Origin of the sequence: Campylobacter sp. VBCF_06 NA8 (assembly GCF_027737825.1) — a bacterium.
Lineage (GTDB): Bacteria > Campylobacterota > Campylobacteria > Campylobacterales > Campylobacteraceae > Campylobacter_B.
The window spans coordinates 304,521-320,103 of the sequence record NZ_JAOVUB010000001.1 but is presented as its reverse complement, the minus strand read 5'-3'; the positions used below and the strand labels follow the sequence as shown (position 1 = coordinate 320,103).

Here is a 15,583-nt window from a genome sequence, read left to right as displayed (position 1 = left end):
GCCATTTTAGCAAAAAAGTGATTAAAGTCTTATTTTATTTGACCTTTCTCCCAAAAAATGCATAGCCAAAAGCACCAAAAAGCTAAAAATCAGCATAATCGCCGAGTATAAATGCGCGCTGGTAAAATCTAAAATTTCAGTCGCCTCATAAATCGCGATCGAAGCCACCTTGGTCTGCTCGCTCACAGAGCCTCCTATCATCAGCACCACGCCAAACTCTCCCATAGTGTGCGCGAAACATATCACCACAGCACTTATCACCGAGGGTTTCATCGCAGGTAGTAGCACCCTAAAAAGCGTAGCAAAAAATCCCTTACCTAGCGACCACGAAGCGTGGCGAAGCGAGATTGGAAGCGAACGAAAGCCACTAAGCATTGGCGAAAACATAAATGGTAGAGAATAAATACAGCTTGCAATCACCAAACCACTGAAATTAAAGACAAATCGCACACCAAAATTTTCATCGAAAAACCTGCCAAGCGTCGAATACGGCGATAAAAACACAAGCAGATAAAATCCCAGCACACTTGGTGGAAGCACGAGCGGAAGCGAAATGACGCTTTCAATCACGCTTTTGGCGCGAAACTCCCTATACGCCATAAAATATGCCAAAAACAGGCAAATCCAAAACAGAGTAAATGTCGTCACCACCGAGAGTTTAAGCGAAATCAAAAACGGCGTAAGGTCTAAATTTTGCAAAGCTTCAATCATCGTTTTCCTCGATTTTTTTCAAATTTATATTAAAGGCCTTTGCGCCCACGCTCACGCTATCGCCCACGCGCAAATCCCTAGCCTCGCTCACGCTTAAAACCACTTCACAAAGTTGCGCCCCAACAGCGATTATAGCGATATTTACGCCACCTGCTTCGCGCAAAGCAACTACCTTGCCACGAAAGCTAAATTTTTGCGAACCGCTAGTTTGCAAGAAAATTTCACTTGGCGAGCCCTCGCGCACAAGGCTTCCATTTTTTAGCTCATACACACGCTCGCACAGCCTGTAAATCTCGCTGATATCGTGGCTGACAAGGATAATTGTAGGGCGAAATTTCTCATGGATTTTTTTGAGATAGTCTTGGATTTTTTCACGAATTTTATAATCTAGCGCCGATAATGGCTCATCAAGTAGCAAAATTTCTGGGTTTTGCATTAGAGCGCGGGCTAGTGCCACGCGCTGTTTTTGTCCGCCAGAGAGCTGCGAAATAGCGAAATTTGCGTATTTTTCAAGCTCTAAAAATTTTAGCATTTCGCCCGCTTTTTGCAAATCTTTTTTGGCAAAAAGCAGATTTTCTATCACGCTCATATTCTCAAAAAGCGCGTAGTCCTGGAACAAAAAGCCGATTTTACGCTGCTTAGCGTGCATAAATTTTCGCCCATTATCTAGCGTGATTTCGCCGTTTGTAATCGCCCCACTATCTATTTTCATAAAGCCAGCAAGTAGCCTTAAAATCGTAGTCTTGCCAGATCCGCTAGCCCCATACAGACAGACAAAGGCGCCTTTTTTTATCTCTAAATTCACGCTGATTTTAAAATTTTCGTTTAGCCGTTTTTCGCAATCAATCTTAATCATAAATTTTCTCTATAAAAATCGCGCTTGCATTTGCGTAAATGTAAATTTCATCACCCACGCAAAGCCCTAAATTTCGCACGCTCTGTGTGGTTGCGATAATGTCAAATTCTAAATTCTGCCCGCTTTTGCAAAAGCTTAAATTTGATAAAATTTCACCAAATTTAATATCTGAAATTTTGGCGCAAATTTCATTTTCTGCCGAAATTTCACACTTTTTGCGCGCTAATACTGCCTGCGTCGCTTTAAAGCCAATTTCTACGCCAGATCCCACGACAAGGGAGCTTGGGAGTTCCAAAAAAACTCCGCAAAGCCCATGAGAGAAAAGAATTTTATAAATTCCCTCGCTCGCTAAAATTTGCTCTACCCTAACTCTCAAAACTCATATCCGTATTTTGCGAAAATTTCTCTGCCCTTATCGCTTAAAATAAAGTCATAAAATGCCTTTGCTTCGGCGTTATTTTCGGCTTTTTTGAGTATTACCATGCCTTGCGCGATCGGCTCGTAAAGCGAGCTAGGCACAAGCACGAAATGTTTGCCCTCCTTGCACGGCGCGCCTGCGCAACCGCCCTCTTTCATTTTTGGCGCATACATCGCACTGGCTGCGATAAATCCCACATCAGCGGCACTTAGCGCCTGTGTTAGGGCTTCGCCGATTGATTTAGCCTCGACGATTTTTCCTTTTACGCTATCATAAATTTCAGCCTTTTGCATAGCTTCCACGCTAGCAGTGCCGTAAGGGGCTGTTTTTGGGTTTGCGATAGAAATCGTTTTTACCTTTTCGTCTTTTAGCGCGTCAAGCCCTTTCCCTAAATCCACGCTACGCACGCTTAGCATTGCAACCTTGCCCTTGGCGTAAGTTTGCGCCTTTGCCGTAGCAAAACCAGCCTCAAACAAATCATCGGCAAATTTCATATCAGCTGCCATAAAAATATCAAATGGTGCGCCGTTTTTGATCTGCGTATTTAGCGCGCCACTAGCTCCTAGGCTCACATTTAGCTTAGTATCTGGGTTTAGCTTTTCAAACTCAGACTTAATCTCGTCAAAAGCGTAAGTCGTATTCGCAGCCGCTGCGATAGATACCTCGCCCGCATTTAAGACGCCACATAGCGCAAGAGCGCAAAGTAAAAATTTGTGTTTCATAAATTCTCCTTAAAAAAATGGATTTTAAATTTTAAAATTTATCGCTCAAATCACACGCCGATAATGATATCATCGGGCTCTATGCACGCCATCACCTCATCGCCCACGCCCAAATTTAGCTCATTTGCGCTTTTGCGCGAAATTATGGCGATTATGTTTTGATGACCTGCGGTATCAAGGCAAATTTGAGCGTTTTTAATGCCGATTTTGACATCACTGATTTTGCATTTCACGCCGTTGGGCTCGCCCAAATTTTCGCCTTTTAAAATTTTCACACTTGGAGCTTTAAATATTAGCAAAACCTCTTTGCCGGGCCTTAATTCTAGGTTTTTTTCACTTTCGATTGTGATTTGCGCGTCTAGCTTTTCGCCACCTGAGAGCGTGAGCGTGATCATACTATCGACTGCGCCTCTGCTAATCTCGCTAATTACGGCATTTAATTGATTTCTGGCTGAGAGTTTTATGCCAATTCTTTCAAGTCCAATTAAATTTTCATCGCTGATATCATCGGCCTTTAAAATTTGCTCCAAAAAGCTATCGCCGACCCTGCTGATAATATCATAGGAGCGAATTAGGCTTTTAGCGTAGTCAGTGAGCTCCGAGCCACTATTTTTTTTCGAGCCTTGCGCGCGAGAAATCAGGGGCTTTTTGCTCGCGTTGTTTATCAAATTTAGGCTATCCCAGCAGTTTTTATAGCTAATGCCGATTTTTTGGGCGGCTTTGGTGATTGATTTGGTCTCATCGACAGCTTTTAGCAAGGCGATATGGCGTGAAATCAGCGTCGTATCCTTGCTAAGATAAAGTTCTAGCGCAAATTTAGCGTTCATAAATTTTCCTTTTTATTTCATTTACTTTTTGTGATTTTATCTGTATAAAATAATATATTTAAAAAGCTTAAAAATACCTTTTTATGGGATTTTATTTCATTATTTTAATTTTAATTTCACACATAGACAAAAATTTACTTAAATTTTGTAAAATCGCCCTTTCGATTAAATTTAAAAGGATAAGGGTTGAAATTTCATAGAGCTTTTTTATGCGCTGTTGCGTGTAGCTGTGCGCTGTATGCCACCGATACTAGCGCTGAGATTGATGAGTTTGACGCCGAGTATAGTCAAAAGGAAGTTTTCGATCCGCTAAGTGGCTATAACCGCGTAATGACGGGCTTTAACGATGTCTTTTACCGCTATTTGGTGACACCTGTGGCCACAGGCTATGATTATGTCATGCCAGATCCCATACAAGGGGCGTTTGCGAACTTTTTCCACAATCTAATGTATCCAATGCGCCTGACAAACAACCTTTTACAGGGCAAATTCGAAAACTCATGGGACGAGACAAAGAGATTTTTGATAAACACCACAATCGGTTTTGCTGGGCTTAGCGACGCGGCGACCTTGCATTTTAACATACCGCGCCACGATGAGGATTTCGGGCAGACACTAGGATACTGGGGCGTGCCAGCAGGACCGCATATCGTCTGGCCGATACTAGGGTCTAGCAATCTGCGCGATACTTTCGGGCTTGTGGGCGATTTTTTCACCAATCCGGTAAATTATATCGACGATAACACCGTAAGCATGTCGGTAAATGCGTTTAGGATTTTTAACGATTACTCTCGCGATCCTGAATTTTACGAGAAAATGACAAGCGGGGCTGTGGATTTATACCCATTTTTACGCGATGCTTATGAGCAAAGCAGAGAACAAAAAATAAAGGAATAAAAATGAAATTTTTTAAAATTTTAACTTTGGCGTTTTTGCTTTTTAGTTTTTCACACGCTATTAGCGACGCTGATATCGAGCCAGTAATGAGCCAAAAGGTCGCCACAGCAGTTTCGATTATGAGGGACAGTGCGCTCGCAAAGGACGCAAAACCAGCCAAAATTTTCGCTCTATTTGATGAGTATTTCGACTATAAACAAATGGCAAAACTATCCCTTGCCAAGCATTATGCGAACCTTTCAGACGCCCAAATCGCCGAATTTAACAAAGCTTACGAGGCGCATTTGAAACGCTCATTTATCGATAAACTCTCGCTTTATACCGACCAAGATATGAAAATTTTAAGCAAAGAAGCCCCAAGCGAAAAAAGACGCGTGCTAAAAACGCAAATCATCGGCGAGGATAAAAACTACGCAATAGATTTTAAATTTTTCCCAGCTGAAAGTGATTGGCGCATTTACGATGTCGATATCGTGGGCGTTAGTCTAATCCAAACCTACCGCTCACAATTTGGCGATGTCGCGCAAAATTTGGGCTTTGACGAGCTATTAAAACGCCTTAATGCGACCGTAATCGAAAGTGGCAAATAACGCTTGAAACGCATTTTTCGCTTAATTGTCAAATTTCCAAAGAGCGTTTTAGCCATATTTAGCGCTCTTGCGCTCTTTTTTGGTTATTTTTGCACACATTTAGAAATAGACGCTTCGAGCCAAACCCTACTTTTAGAAAACGACAAGGATTTAGAGATTTGGCGCGAAGTTAGCGCGAGGTATGCTACGCCGAATTTTTTCGTCGTAGCATACACACCCTCGCAAGATTTGCTAAGCAAACAGACGCTATCAAACATAGCAGAACTTAACGCCAAATTTAGCGCGCTAGATTTCGTTGATAGCGTGGTGGATTTGGGAAATGTGCCGCTTTTACTAAACAAAAAGGGCGATTTAAGCGAGCTCTTAAAACATATCCCCACGCTAAAAGACGCAGATATCGACCTAGCCGCTGCCAAGCGCGAGCTACTAACCAGCCCATTTTACGCTTCAAATTTAGTCAGTGCGGATTTTGGCACGACTGGAATTTTGATAAATTTAAAGCCAGAGAAAAAATACGAAGAGCTACTTCATGCGCGAGATAGTGCGAAAAACGCCCTAAATTTGGCAAAAAAATCAAATTTGGCGAATTCCGAAATTTCAAATTTAAGGCAAAATTTAAAACTTGCCGAGCAAAATTTCAAAGCTTACAGAGATGAACTTCGTATCAAAGACCACGAAAATTTACAAAACCTTCGAGCCATAATCGCCGAATTTTCCAGCGCGCACCCTAGCGAGCGGCTGTTTTTGGGCGGTATAAACATGATAGCCGATGATATGATAAGCTATGTCAGAAATGATCTTAGCACTTATGGTGTGGGCGCGCTGGTGCTCTTGCTAGCGTGCTTTTGGCTCTTTTTTAGGCAGGCGAAATTCATCGTGCTTCCGCTTATCATTTGCGCTTACTCGGTAATGATTAGTAGCGGACTTTTTGGACTTTTGGGCTTTGAAATCACCGTAATTAGCTCAAATTTCATCGCCCTTGTGCTAATCATCACGGTTTCTGTGTGTATCCACCTAATCGTAGCTTACCGCGAATACAGCGCGCGTTTTGCTAGCTTTTCGCAACGCCAGCTAGTATATGCGGTCTTGCGCGAGCGAGCAAAGCCATGCTTTTTTGCGATTTTTACCACGATTGTGGGATTTATGTCGCTAATCTTTTGCGATATTAAGCCTGTAATTTCGCTAGGAATTATGATGAGTGTGGGAATTGCATGCTCGCTAGTCGTGGTGTTTTGCCTCTTTGGCGCGGTGATGAGCATATCTAGGCGCACGCATAATAATCGTAGTTTTGAAAAACAGTTTCGCTTCACCCATTTTTGTGCGAATTTAGCCCTAAATCACAGAGGCAAAATTTACGCAGTTTGCGCGTTAGCTGTTTTGGCAGGGATTTTTGGGATTAGCAAACTGCGTGTGGAAAACAGCTTTATCGGATATTTTAAGGAAAATACCCCGATTTATGCTGGTATGGAGGTCATCGACACCAAGCTTGGTGGCACGATTCCACTCGATATCGTGATAAAATTCCCAAAATCGCAGAGCGCGCCAAGCGAGGAAATGGACGAATTCGAGGCTGAATACGCCGCGAACGAAAACGACCCAAAATACTGGTTTAGCTCCCAAAAAATGCGGATTATCAATAAAACTCACGCATTTTTAAAAGACCAAAACATTAGCGATCACAAATTTATCGGGCAAGTAAGCTCTCTAAGCTCGCTTTTGCAAGTCGGGCGCGAGATAAACTCTGGCGAGGAGCTAGATGATTTAATGCTAGCGCTAATTTACTCCGAACTGCCTGAAAACTACCGAGAAATGGTGCTTTCGCCCTATGTCAGCATAGAAGAAAATGAGGCGCATTTTAGCGTTCGCACGATTGATAGCGATCCAAATTTGCGCAGAAATGAATTTTTGCAAAATTTGCAAAATGATTTAGATAAATTGCTCGCAAATGACGGCGTAAGCGCGCAGGTAAGCGGTATAATGGTGCTTTATAACAACATGCTCCAAACCCTAATGAGCTCGCAAATCGGCACGCTTGGCATTACGGTTGGGGTTTTGTTTGTGCTGTTTTGCTTGATTTTCCGCTCGCTAAGCTACGCATTTATCGCGATTGTGGTAAATCTAATCCCGCTTTGCGTATGCTTTGGGATAATGGGGATTTTGGGCATTCCGCTAGATATTATGAGTATTACGATTGCCGCGATTAGTATCGGTATCGGCGTAGATGATGTCATACACTATCTATTTCGCTTCCGACGCGAGTTCGCGCGCACGCAAGATAGCGCAGAAGCAATCCGCGCAAGCCACGCTAGTATCGGGTATGCGATGTATTACACTTCATTTGCGATAATTCTGGGATTTAGCGTTATGATGATAAGCAATTTTTGGCCGACGATTTATTTTGGGCTTTTAATCTGCCTTGTAATGGCGCTTTTGTTGCTTGGCGCGCTCATAATCCTGCCTTCACTCTTAATAAGCAAATCTAGGTTAAAAATTTAATCTAAAATCAAATTTAGCCTGCTATAATGGCGAGTTTTGGAGAGGATGATGACCTGGTGGCGTCTGCGGACTTCAAATCCGATAAGAGGGCGGTTGACCGCTTTCTGGGGGGTTCGATTCCCTCACTCTCTCGCCAAAGTCTAAATTTCAAAATTCTACAAATTTTAAAATTCCGCCGATTTGTTAAATATGTCATTACAAGCAAATAAAATAAGTATGGCAATCTACAAATTTAAAATTTAACTCAGTATTTTTGCAAAATTTAAAATTTTAAAATTTACATAAACCCCCCAACCACAAAGCGTGGCTGGGGTTTGAAATTTAAGAATTTAGAATTTGATTAATTTGAGTGTTCTAAGTATGAAATCACGCCAAGGGCGGCTGTCGCGCCATCAGCAGCTGCGCAAACGACCTGTTTTGGCGCGTCTATGCGCAAATCACCCGCCGCAAAAAGACCTGGCAAGCTTGTTTGCATTTTTAGATTTACCACGACCTTACCCTCGTCGTTCATATTGCAGATAAAATCGCCATTTTCGTCCCTTAGCACGCTGTTTCGCACATCAAGCCCCACGAAGGTAAAAATCCCAGGCAGGCTTAATTCTCTTTTTGCGCCTGTGTTTTTATCGCTAACGACGATGCCCGTTACTCCGCTATTGTCGCCTTTGATTTCATCGACAATGGCGTTTGTGATAAGCTCGATTTTCTCGTTATTTTTGACCTTTTCGATAGTGTTTGGCGTAGCGCGGAAGCCGTCTCTTCTGTGGATTAGATAGACTTTCGAGCAGATATTTGCTAGATACAGCGCCTCTTCGAGCGCAGTATTTCCACCGCCAAGGACGGCTACTTCTTTGTTTTTATAAAAAAATCCGTCGCAAGTAGCGCATGTGCTAACCCCGCGTCCGAAAAACTCGTCCTCGCCCTTAACCCCTGCTCTGCGAGGTTTCGAGCCTGTGGCTACGATTACAGCCTTGGCACGAGCGGTTTTGCCACCCTCTAAAAATATACTAAATGCGCCGTCTTCGTCTTTTTTGATACGCTCAACGCTTATCATTTCGTGTTTGAGCCCGAAGCGAAAGCACTGCTCCTGCCATGGCGCCATGAAGCTCATGCCGTCCATCACGGTCGCTACGCCAGGGTAGTTTTCCATTTCAGAGCTACTTGTGATTTGGCCTCCTGGCATACCCATTTCATACATTACGACATTTTTAAGTCCGCCCCTTGTGGCGTAAAGTCCCGCACTTAGCCCAGCTGGACCGCCACCGATGATTGCTAAATCTAACATTTTTTCTCCTTTGTTTTATTTTTTAATCAAATTTAGGGCTAAATTTCAGTGAAAAATAAAAAGGGCTTTCGCCCTTAAATTTTAAAGTAATGAGTTGATTTTATCAGTGATTACTTGTTTTGATTGCGCGCCGATTAGTTGAGCTGCAACTTCGCCGTTTTTGAAAAATAGCATAGTTGGGATCGAGCGAACGCCAAATTCTACTGCCAAATCTTGCGCTTCATCGGTATTTACCTTGCAAATTTTAGCTTTGCCATCAAACTCGTTTGCTAGCTCGTCGATGACAGGGGCTATCATACGGCATGGTCCGCACCATGGAGCCCAGAAATCAACTAACGCAACGCCCTCGCCTACTACATCTTTGAAATTTGCAGATGTAAGTTCGATATATTTTCCCATAAATTCTCCTTTAAATAAATTTGGTTGAAAATCGGACTATTATAGTTTTACAATATTAATGAAAGGTAAAAATTTGGGTTATAATGAAATATTATTGATAAAATTTATCCGTTGCGGATAAATTTCGATTAAATCAATCTGCCAATCATCGCAAATTTCGTTTGTCAAAATGTAATAATCAATCGCCTTTAAAATTTTGCTCATTTTTGCAGGCGTTACACGGCTAGCAGCGCAGTAATCGCCACTAGTCGCCTTAACCTCGATAAAGTGCAAAATTTCATCTTTGCTCGCGATGATATCAATCTCGCCAAATCGTGAGTGAAAATTTCGCGCGATTATCTTAAATTTATTCTGCTCTAACCACTGCGCAGCCCTATCCTCGGCAGAAAATCCAAAGAGATAATTTTTTAGCCCCATTACTCTTCGATTCTAATCATAAATGGTCGCTGTATGATAAACTCCTGCGCGTCTAGCTCGCCCATAGCGCGCTTGACATCGGCCTCTAAGCTCGTGTGAGTGGTGAAAAACAGCGTAACGCACTCTTCGGTTTTTTGCTTTGGTTTTTGTAAAAAGCTATCAATCGAGAGATTGTTTTCGCTTAATATATTTGTGATTTTAGCCAAAACGCCCTTTTCGTCTTTGACACGAATTCGCAAATAATACTTCGTGCGAATTTCTCGCATAGGCGAAATCACAAAATCATTTTCAAGCTCTTTTTTATAGCCTAAAATCGGACTTTTGTTACCGCGAGCTATATCGATTAAATCGCTTATAACTGCACTTGCCGTAGCCCTGCCACCAGCTCCTGGGCCATAAAACATACTCTCGCTCATACAATCCCCAAAAACGCTCACGCCGTTCATTGCCCCGCCGACCTTAGAAAGCATTGCGTTTTGTGGGATTAGGGCTGGATGGACACGAAGCTCGACACGGCTTTCATCAATGCGTTTTGCAATCGCCAAAAGCTTGATTACATACTCAAATTCATGCGCGAAATATATATCTTCTTTGCTAATCCTATCAATACCTTTAATCAAAATATCCTCAGGCCTACCCTGCGCCCCATAAGCAATGCTAGCTAGGATTAGCAGTTTGTGCGCTGCGTCAAATCCACCTATATCGAAGGTCGGATCAGCCTCAGCGTAACCTAACTCTTGCGCTTTTTTGAGTGCGTCTTCGAAATTTTCGTTTTTTTGCATCATATTTGTGAGGATATAATTGCTAGTGCCGTTTAATATACCGATGATTTTTTCGATTTTATTCGCACTTAAACCCTCGCGCAAAGCTTTGATTATCGGAATTCCACCCGCTACGCTAGCTTCGTAACCAAAAGGCGTTGAGCCGGCTAAATTTTCAAGCTCATATCTATGATAAGCCAAAAGTGCCTTATTTGCGGTAACGACAGCCTTTTTGCGTTTTAAAATTTCACTAACTATCTCATAAGGCTTTTCGACCCCGCCCATGAGTTCGACAAAAACATCGATATCATCGCGGTTTATGACCGAATTTAAATCATCACTTAGCGGGATTTTAGCACTGCGCTTTTTGCTTAGATCTCGCACCACGCCGATAACTGGCTCGATTTTAACCCCAGCGCGCGCAGTGATTAGCTTTTCGTTTTCGATGAGTATGTTTGCTACCTCGTTACCGACGGTTCCGACGCCTAAAATCGCTACTCTCATTTGACCTCTTTAAGATATTTTTTGATATTTCGCGCTGCTTGGCGGATTCTATTTTCGTTTTCGATAAAGGCAATTCGCACATAATCATCTCCCGCGCTTCCAAAGCCAATTCCAGGACTTACAGCCACGCAAGCCTGTGTTAGAAGCTGTTTTGAAAACTCCATACTCTTTAATCCAGCGCATTGTGGAGGCAGTTTTGCCCATGCAAACATGCTAGCTTGCGGGGTCGCGATCTCCCAGCCTGCGTTGCCAAAGGCTTCTAGCAAGACATCTCTTCGTTTTTGGTAAGTCGCCCTTATCTCATCAATGCACTCTTGTGGGCCATCAAGCGCGATTGTAGCGGCGACTTGAACTGGGGTAAACATACCATAATCAAACCACGATTTTATCTTTTTAAGCGCGGCAACTAAGCGTTTGTTTCCGCATACAAAACCCACGCGCCAACCAGCCATATTGTAAGTTTTCGATAGCGTGTATGCCTCGACTGCAACATCTTTGGCACCATCGACCTCAAAGATACTTGGAGTTTTGTATCCATCAAAGCTAATCTCAGCGTAAGCGATATCGCTGATGATATAAAATCTCTCTTTTTTTGCCATTGCCACAAGGCGCTCGTAAAAGCTCTTTTCGACGGTTACGGTTGTTGGATTGTGCGGGAAATTTACCACAACATATTTTGGCCTAGGAATACTCTCATCAAATGTTTTTTGAAGTTCGATGAAAAATTTGTTCTCGTCAAATTCCAAAGTTTGCGTATCATAAGGCAAAGGGATTTTCACCACATTTCCGCCTGCGATAATGAAGGCTTGGGTATGAATCGGATAGGCAGGATCTGGGACTACGGCTACATCGCCGGGATTGATTATCGCGCTTGTTAAATGCACAAAACCCTCTTTCGAGCCCATTGTCGCGACAATTTCGCTATCTGGATCAAGCATGACGCCGTATTTGCGCTTATACCAGTTAGCACATGCCAAGCGAAGCTTGTAAATACCCTGACTTACGCTATATCCGTGAGTTTTGTCCTTTTGCGCGCTTTCGCAAAGCTTGTCGATGATGTGCTGTGGCGTGCGGCCGTCTGGGTTACCCATAGAAAAGTCGATTATATCATCGCCCTTGTGGCGTGCTGCCATTTTAATCGCATTAACCTCAGCAAAAACATAATTAGGCAATCGCTCGATTTTGCCAAATCTAATCTCGTCAAACATCTCATCCTCCTATAAGTTTGATTTCTAAGCCTTGTTTGATATTTTCCCCAGCAAATGCGTCGCAAAGGTGCATATAATGCGCATTTGGCGGGAATTTAATCTCCAACTCTTTTACTTTTGCCTCACTGATTTTGTTTGAAATTTCGTCTAAATTTTTGTCATAAAAGGCTATGTTTGGATACCAAACCTGCGCGCCTTTGGTTTTAACAACTGCTTTTTTGGTGTTTGCGATATTTATAAAATAGCTACTTTTTAGCTCGTTTTGTTCTTTGTTTGTGAGTAAATTCATACTCTCAAAATTCAGACGAAATAGCATTACATCGCCTAAAATCATAAAATCCTCGACATAAATTTTATGCTTTTTAAGCTCAGTATAAATCGCGCCAGGATCGACCATACGGTTTGTGCGCAAAAGTATGCTTCTTAGCTTTTCGCCCTCGTCTAAATTTAGAAAAGCTAAATTTTTGTAATTCTCTAAATTTAGCCTGTCAAAGACCAAATTTAGCGGTTTTAAAAGAAATTTTGAATTTTGCTTCGTAAGAAATTTTATCTCAATCCCGCGCGCCCTATCACTTGGAGTGAAATTTAAAATTTGGTTTTTTTCTAAAATTTTGCTTATCTTTGCAAGGTCGGCAAAGCCGTTTTTATCGCTCAAATCTTCACTTGCGTTGATATCGTAACGCGCCAAAATTTCGCTAGGGCTCGCACAAAAAGCCAGCCCCAAACAAAACGCAAGCGCGAAAACGATTTTTACCACTTTTTACCCTTATTTAGCCGAATAAACTCTTCGTTTGAAATTTTGTTTATTTCGCCATTTTTGATGTGGAGTTTGATTGTGTTTTTCTCGCTAAATTTCACTGGATCGCCTGGCTTTCCTATGTCAAACATACCATGCCCAGTAGCGATTAAAAGCTCGTCGCTCGCACTTAGCGTATAGCTTTCGCTTGTGACAAATTCTCGTTTTTTGCCAGTAGTTAAATTTATTATTCCTAGCCAAATTTTAACATGCGGTGTGAGTTTAAGCTCGTCGCTTGGGCTAAATTTCGCGCTTGTGTTATTATCGCTAGCATTGCTATCACTTGCGTTTGCGTCGCTTGCATTAGCCTCTGCTTTGATGATTTGTATGCTTCGATCTAGCGCATTTGGCGCGCTTGCATTGTAATCACTTGTATTATAATCGCTAGCGTTAAATTCCAATGCGCGCGGCGATTCATAAGGCTTAATGCCTACATTTTCTAGCTGTTTTTGCGTATCGCTAACCACGCTATTATCGGAATATGTGGCGTTAGTTTCTTCATTTAGCATGGAGCCTAAAAATTCGTTAAATTTCTTATGAAGCTCGAAATAAAAAATCGCAGCGATTATCAAAAATATCGCCACTAACCATATTATCCAGCCTCCACCCTCTCTTTTGCTACCGCTTGCACGCGCATAGACCTTTTCGACATGGGCTCTTTTGTTTGGTTCGAAACTAGCCTTTGCAGCCCTAAACTCGCTCAACCACTCGCTCAAATCCAGCCCAAATTCGCGCTCTAAAATTTTAATATATCCAGCGACATTGAAATTCGCAAGTTTTTGAAAATCTTTATCTAAAATCGCTTTTAAATTTTCCACTTCGATATGCGTTACATTGGCGACCTCGCCTAAATCCATGCCTCGCAAACGCTCTAAATCTAGATCTTTTTTTTCCTTCTCATCCATTTAAAATCCTATCACAAAGTATCGCAAAAGCAGCACTTACATTTAGCGAATCCCAGCCCTCGCGCATTTTGATCGATACTTTTTTATCGCATTTTTTAAGCACTTTTGCAGGGATTCCAAACCCCTCATTTCCCATGACAAGCGCTCTTTTTTTGGCAAATTTAAGCTCTTTGAAATTCTCTCCGTCCGCACTAGCGGCGCAGATTTCAAACCCAGCTTGTTTTAGCTCGTTTAATGCGCCTAGCCCGTCAGCGAGCCTAACTACATTTAACTCATAGGCTGCGCCCGAACTAGCCCTTAAAATGCCTTCAATGTTTAGATTATTTGCGACAATTATCACGCTATTTGCGCCCAAAGCGTAAGCCGTGCGCATAATCGCGCCGATGTTTCCTACATCGGTCAGCCCGTATAAAACGACCAAAAATTCATCGTTTTTCACACTCGCAAACTCAGCGAATTCAAACTCGCTAACCTCAGCTAAAAAACCTTGATGATTGCCACCGTGCGCCAAAGCTTGGGCTTTTTTGCTATCTACGCGCTCGACTTTGACGCCAGTGCGCGCAATACGGCGAAAAATATCGCTCTCGCACTCCTTGGCAAGCATAATGCGAACAAATTTTTCGCTATGGTGTTCTAAAATATGTAAAAATAATTGTTTTCCGTAAATAATCATTTTGCGATTTTAGCAAAAAATGGTTAAGAGATGCCTTATTTTATCAAATCGTTGTAGATTTCTTTGACAGATTTTCCGGTGATTTTAGCAAGCAATTTTGCCTTGATTTTGGGCGAAATTTCAAGGCTTTTGATGTCATTTTCGCTGATTTTTTCGAAATTTGCCTCTTTTGCACCAGCTACCACCACAGCCCACTCGCCGTTTAAATTCGCGGTTTTTAGGGTGAGGGCTAGCTCTTTTGCGCTGCCAAAAAATTTGGTTTCAAACTTTTTACTCGCCTCTTTTATGGCAAAAATTTGGCGATTTTCGTCTAAATTTTCGATACCGCAAACAAGGCTTAAAATTCGCTTTGGCGATTCGTAAATCACGCATGGATAGGGGTTTTTGAGCATGTTTTCTATGGCGATTTTGCGCTCCTTGCCAGTATTTGGCAAAAAGCCTAAAAAGCAAAATTCCTTTTCCACTATCCCACTAGCCGCGACTGCTAGCAAAAGCGCGTTTGCCCCGCTTAAAATTTCGTATTCAATGCCGTTATTTTGGGCAAATTTCACAAGCGCAATCCCTGGATCGCTAATGCAAGGCATGCCAGCGTCGCTTAAAAATGCACAATTTTTTTGGGTGAAATTTGAGGTGTCAAATTTGGCGAAAAATTCGCTTTCGTTGTGCGTGTGAAGCGAATAAAATTCTTTTTGGCCGAAATTTATTTGATATTTTTCGCTAAGTAAGTTTAGAAGTTTTTTACTAAATCTTGTGTCCTCGCAGATAAAAATCTCGCATTTGGTGAGTATTTCAAGGGCATGGGTTGAAATGTCAGCGAGATTTCCTATCGGCGTAGGAACGAAATAAAGCAATTATTTCATTCCGTATTTTTGTTTGAATTTCTCAACACGACCCGCGCTATCTACGATTTTTTCGCTACCTGTGAAAAATGGGTGGCAGTTTGAGCAGATATCTACACGGATTTCTTCTTTGTTTGAGCGTGTTTTAAAAGTGTTGCCACAAGCGCAAGTTACGGTTGTTTCAACATAATTTGGGTGAATATCTTTTTTCATTTTAACTCCTTGCAAATTTTAAAAGGTTGCGATTATACAATAAAATTTTTAAAAAATCAAATTTGACTT

The 15,583-nt window shown here is 42.0% G+C and carries 18 protein-coding genes and 1 tRNA gene; 4 read left to right on the top strand and 15 right to left on the bottom strand.

The features are described from left to right. Nucleotides 1-21: 21 nt before the first annotated feature. Genes modB through OFO10_RS01810 form a run of 5 tightly spaced genes read right to left on the bottom strand, consistent with a single transcriptional unit; the run spans nucleotide 22 to nucleotide 3,534 of the window. On the bottom strand, nucleotides 22-711 hold the full coding sequence (modB, locus tag OFO10_RS01830; RefSeq protein ID WP_270864823.1) for a molybdate ABC transporter permease subunit: 690 nt from the start codon (nucleotides 709-711) through the stop codon (nucleotides 22-24). Beyond that, a complete protein-coding gene (locus OFO10_RS01825) occupies nucleotides 704-1,567 on the bottom strand; it encodes an ABC transporter ATP-binding protein (RefSeq protein ID WP_270864822.1) in 864 nt (287 codons plus the stop codon). The genes modB and OFO10_RS01825 overlap by 8 nt, the downstream gene beginning before the upstream one ends. Next, the gene (locus OFO10_RS01820; protein ID WP_270864821.1) at nucleotides 1,560-1,943 is read right to left on the bottom strand and encodes a hypothetical protein; all 384 of its coding nucleotides are present in this window, start codon (nucleotides 1,941-1,943) and stop codon (nucleotides 1,560-1,562) included. The genes OFO10_RS01825 and OFO10_RS01820 overlap by 8 nt, the downstream gene beginning before the upstream one ends. Beyond that, a complete protein-coding gene (modA, locus tag OFO10_RS01815; protein WP_270865867.1) occupies nucleotides 1,940-2,707 on the bottom strand; it encodes a molybdate ABC transporter substrate-binding protein in 768 nt (255 codons plus the stop codon). The genes OFO10_RS01820 and modA overlap by 4 nt, the downstream gene beginning before the upstream one ends. 50 nt (nucleotides 2,708-2,757) lie before the next feature. Then, nucleotides 2,758-3,534, bottom strand: coding sequence for a TOBE domain-containing protein (locus tag OFO10_RS01810; protein ID WP_270865866.1), 777 nt, complete (start codon nucleotides 3,532-3,534; stop codon nucleotides 2,758-2,760). A gap of 186 nt (nucleotides 3,535-3,720) precedes the next feature. On the opposite strand from OFO10_RS01810, the gene OFO10_RS01805 reads away from it, so the two are divergent. From OFO10_RS01805 to OFO10_RS01790, 4 genes are all read left to right on the top strand, one after another. After that, the gene (locus OFO10_RS01805; RefSeq protein WP_270865865.1) at nucleotides 3,721-4,431 is read left to right on the top strand and encodes an MlaA family lipoprotein; all 711 of its coding nucleotides are present in this window, start codon (nucleotides 3,721-3,723) and stop codon (nucleotides 4,429-4,431) included. Between the two features lie 2 nt (nucleotides 4,432-4,433). Further along, nucleotides 4,434-5,021 (top strand): Tgt2/MlaC family protein, encoded by a 588-nt coding sequence (locus OFO10_RS01800; protein ID WP_270865864.1) that lies wholly within the window; start codon nucleotides 4,434-4,436, stop codon nucleotides 5,019-5,021. A gap of 3 nt (nucleotides 5,022-5,024) precedes the next feature. Further along, a complete protein-coding gene (locus OFO10_RS01795) occupies nucleotides 5,025-7,517 on the top strand; it encodes an efflux RND transporter permease subunit (protein WP_270865863.1) in 2,493 nt (830 codons plus the stop codon). A 38-nt stretch (nucleotides 7,518-7,555) separates the two neighbouring features. Further along, nucleotides 7,556-7,653, top strand: a tRNA-Sec gene (locus OFO10_RS01790). Between the two features lie 204 nt (nucleotides 7,654-7,857). Here the strand turns inward: OFO10_RS01790 and trxB are convergent. The 10 genes from trxB to rpmE all read right to left on the bottom strand — a co-directional run bounded on the left by trxB (nucleotide 7,858) and on the right by rpmE (nucleotide 15,514). Continuing rightward, entirely contained in the window at nucleotides 7,858-8,799 is a 942-nt protein-coding gene (gene trxB, locus OFO10_RS01785; RefSeq protein ID WP_270862209.1) for a thioredoxin-disulfide reductase, read from the bottom strand. An 81-nt stretch (nucleotides 8,800-8,880) separates the two neighbouring features. Then, on the bottom strand, nucleotides 8,881-9,198 hold the full coding sequence (trxA, locus tag OFO10_RS01780) for a thioredoxin (protein WP_270865862.1): 318 nt from the start codon (nucleotides 9,196-9,198) through the stop codon (nucleotides 8,881-8,883). 78 nt (nucleotides 9,199-9,276) lie between these two features. Next, nucleotides 9,277-9,615, bottom strand: coding sequence for a YraN family protein (locus OFO10_RS01775; RefSeq protein ID WP_270865861.1), 339 nt, complete (start codon nucleotides 9,613-9,615; stop codon nucleotides 9,277-9,279). Beyond that, the gene (locus OFO10_RS01770) at nucleotides 9,615-10,880 is read right to left on the bottom strand and encodes a homoserine dehydrogenase (RefSeq protein WP_270865860.1); all 1,266 of its coding nucleotides are present in this window, start codon (nucleotides 10,878-10,880) and stop codon (nucleotides 9,615-9,617) included. The genes OFO10_RS01775 and OFO10_RS01770 overlap by 1 nt, the downstream gene beginning before the upstream one ends. Continuing rightward, nucleotides 10,877-12,088 carry an LL-diaminopimelate aminotransferase gene (locus OFO10_RS01765; RefSeq protein WP_270862213.1) on the bottom strand — a complete coding sequence of 404 codons (1,212 nt, stop codon included), beginning with the start codon at nucleotides 12,086-12,088 and terminating at the stop codon, nucleotides 10,877-10,879. The genes OFO10_RS01770 and OFO10_RS01765 overlap by 4 nt, the downstream gene beginning before the upstream one ends. A gap of 1 nt (nucleotide 12,089) precedes the next feature. Beyond that, nucleotides 12,090-12,845, bottom strand: a complete 756-nt coding sequence (locus OFO10_RS01760; RefSeq protein ID WP_270865859.1) for a hypothetical protein — start codon at nucleotides 12,843-12,845, stop codon at nucleotides 12,090-12,092. Beyond that, entirely contained in the window at nucleotides 12,839-13,789 is a 951-nt protein-coding gene (locus OFO10_RS01755; protein ID WP_270865858.1) for a hypothetical protein, read from the bottom strand. The genes OFO10_RS01760 and OFO10_RS01755 overlap by 7 nt, the downstream gene beginning before the upstream one ends. Continuing rightward, nucleotides 13,782-14,462 (bottom strand): 23S rRNA (guanosine(2251)-2'-O)-methyltransferase RlmB, encoded by a 681-nt coding sequence (gene rlmB, locus OFO10_RS01750; RefSeq protein ID WP_270865857.1) that lies wholly within the window; start codon nucleotides 14,460-14,462, stop codon nucleotides 13,782-13,784. Before rlmB ends, OFO10_RS01755 begins: the two co-directional genes overlap by 8 nt. A gap of 35 nt (nucleotides 14,463-14,497) precedes the next feature. After that, entirely contained in the window at nucleotides 14,498-15,313 is an 816-nt protein-coding gene (gene rsmI / locus OFO10_RS01745) for a 16S rRNA (cytidine(1402)-2'-O)-methyltransferase (RefSeq protein WP_270865856.1), read from the bottom strand. Continuing rightward, nucleotides 15,314-15,514, bottom strand: coding sequence for a 50S ribosomal protein L31 (gene rpmE, locus OFO10_RS01740; RefSeq protein ID WP_270858428.1), 201 nt, complete (start codon nucleotides 15,512-15,514; stop codon nucleotides 15,314-15,316). Nucleotides 15,515-15,583 lie beyond the last annotated feature (69 nt).

Coding starts and splice junctions, on each gene's coding strand:
- modB (WP_270864823.1), bottom strand. CDS start 711: ATGATTGAAGCTTTGCAAAATTTAGACCTTACGCCGTTTTTGATTTCG.
- OFO10_RS01825 (WP_270864822.1), bottom strand. CDS start 1,567: ATGATTAAGATTGATTGCGAAAAACGGCTAAACGAAAATTTTAAAATC.
- modA (WP_270865867.1), bottom strand. CDS start 2,707: ATGAAACACAAATTTTTACTTTGCGCTCTTGCGCTATGTGGCGTCTTA.
- OFO10_RS01810 (WP_270865866.1), bottom strand. CDS start 3,534: ATGAACGCTAAATTTGCGCTAGAACTTTATCTTAGCAAGGATACGACG.
- OFO10_RS01800 (WP_270865864.1), top strand. CDS start 4,434: ATGAAATTTTTTAAAATTTTAACTTTGGCGTTTTTGCTTTTTAGTTTT.
- trxB (WP_270862209.1), bottom strand. CDS start 8,799: ATGTTAGATTTAGCAATCATCGGTGGCGGTCCAGCTGGGCTAAGTGCG.
- trxA (WP_270865862.1), bottom strand. CDS start 9,198: ATGGGAAAATATATCGAACTTACATCTGCAAATTTCAAAGATGTAGTA.
- OFO10_RS01775 (WP_270865861.1), bottom strand. CDS start 9,615: ATGGGGCTAAAAAATTATCTCTTTGGATTTTCTGCCGAGGATAGGGCT.
- OFO10_RS01770 (WP_270865860.1), bottom strand. CDS start 10,880: ATGAGAGTAGCGATTTTAGGCGTCGGAACCGTCGGTAACGAGGTAGCA.
- OFO10_RS01765 (WP_270862213.1), bottom strand. CDS start 12,088: ATGTTTGACGAGATTAGATTTGGCAAAATCGAGCGATTGCCTAATTAT.
- OFO10_RS01755 (WP_270865858.1), bottom strand. CDS start 13,789: ATGGATGAGAAGGAAAAAAAAGATCTAGATTTAGAGCGTTTGCGAGGC.
- rlmB (WP_270865857.1), bottom strand. CDS start 14,462: ATGATTATTTACGGAAAACAATTATTTTTACATATTTTAGAACACCAT.
- rpmE (WP_270858428.1), bottom strand. CDS start 15,514: ATGAAAAAAGATATTCACCCAAATTATGTTGAAACAACCGTAACTTGC.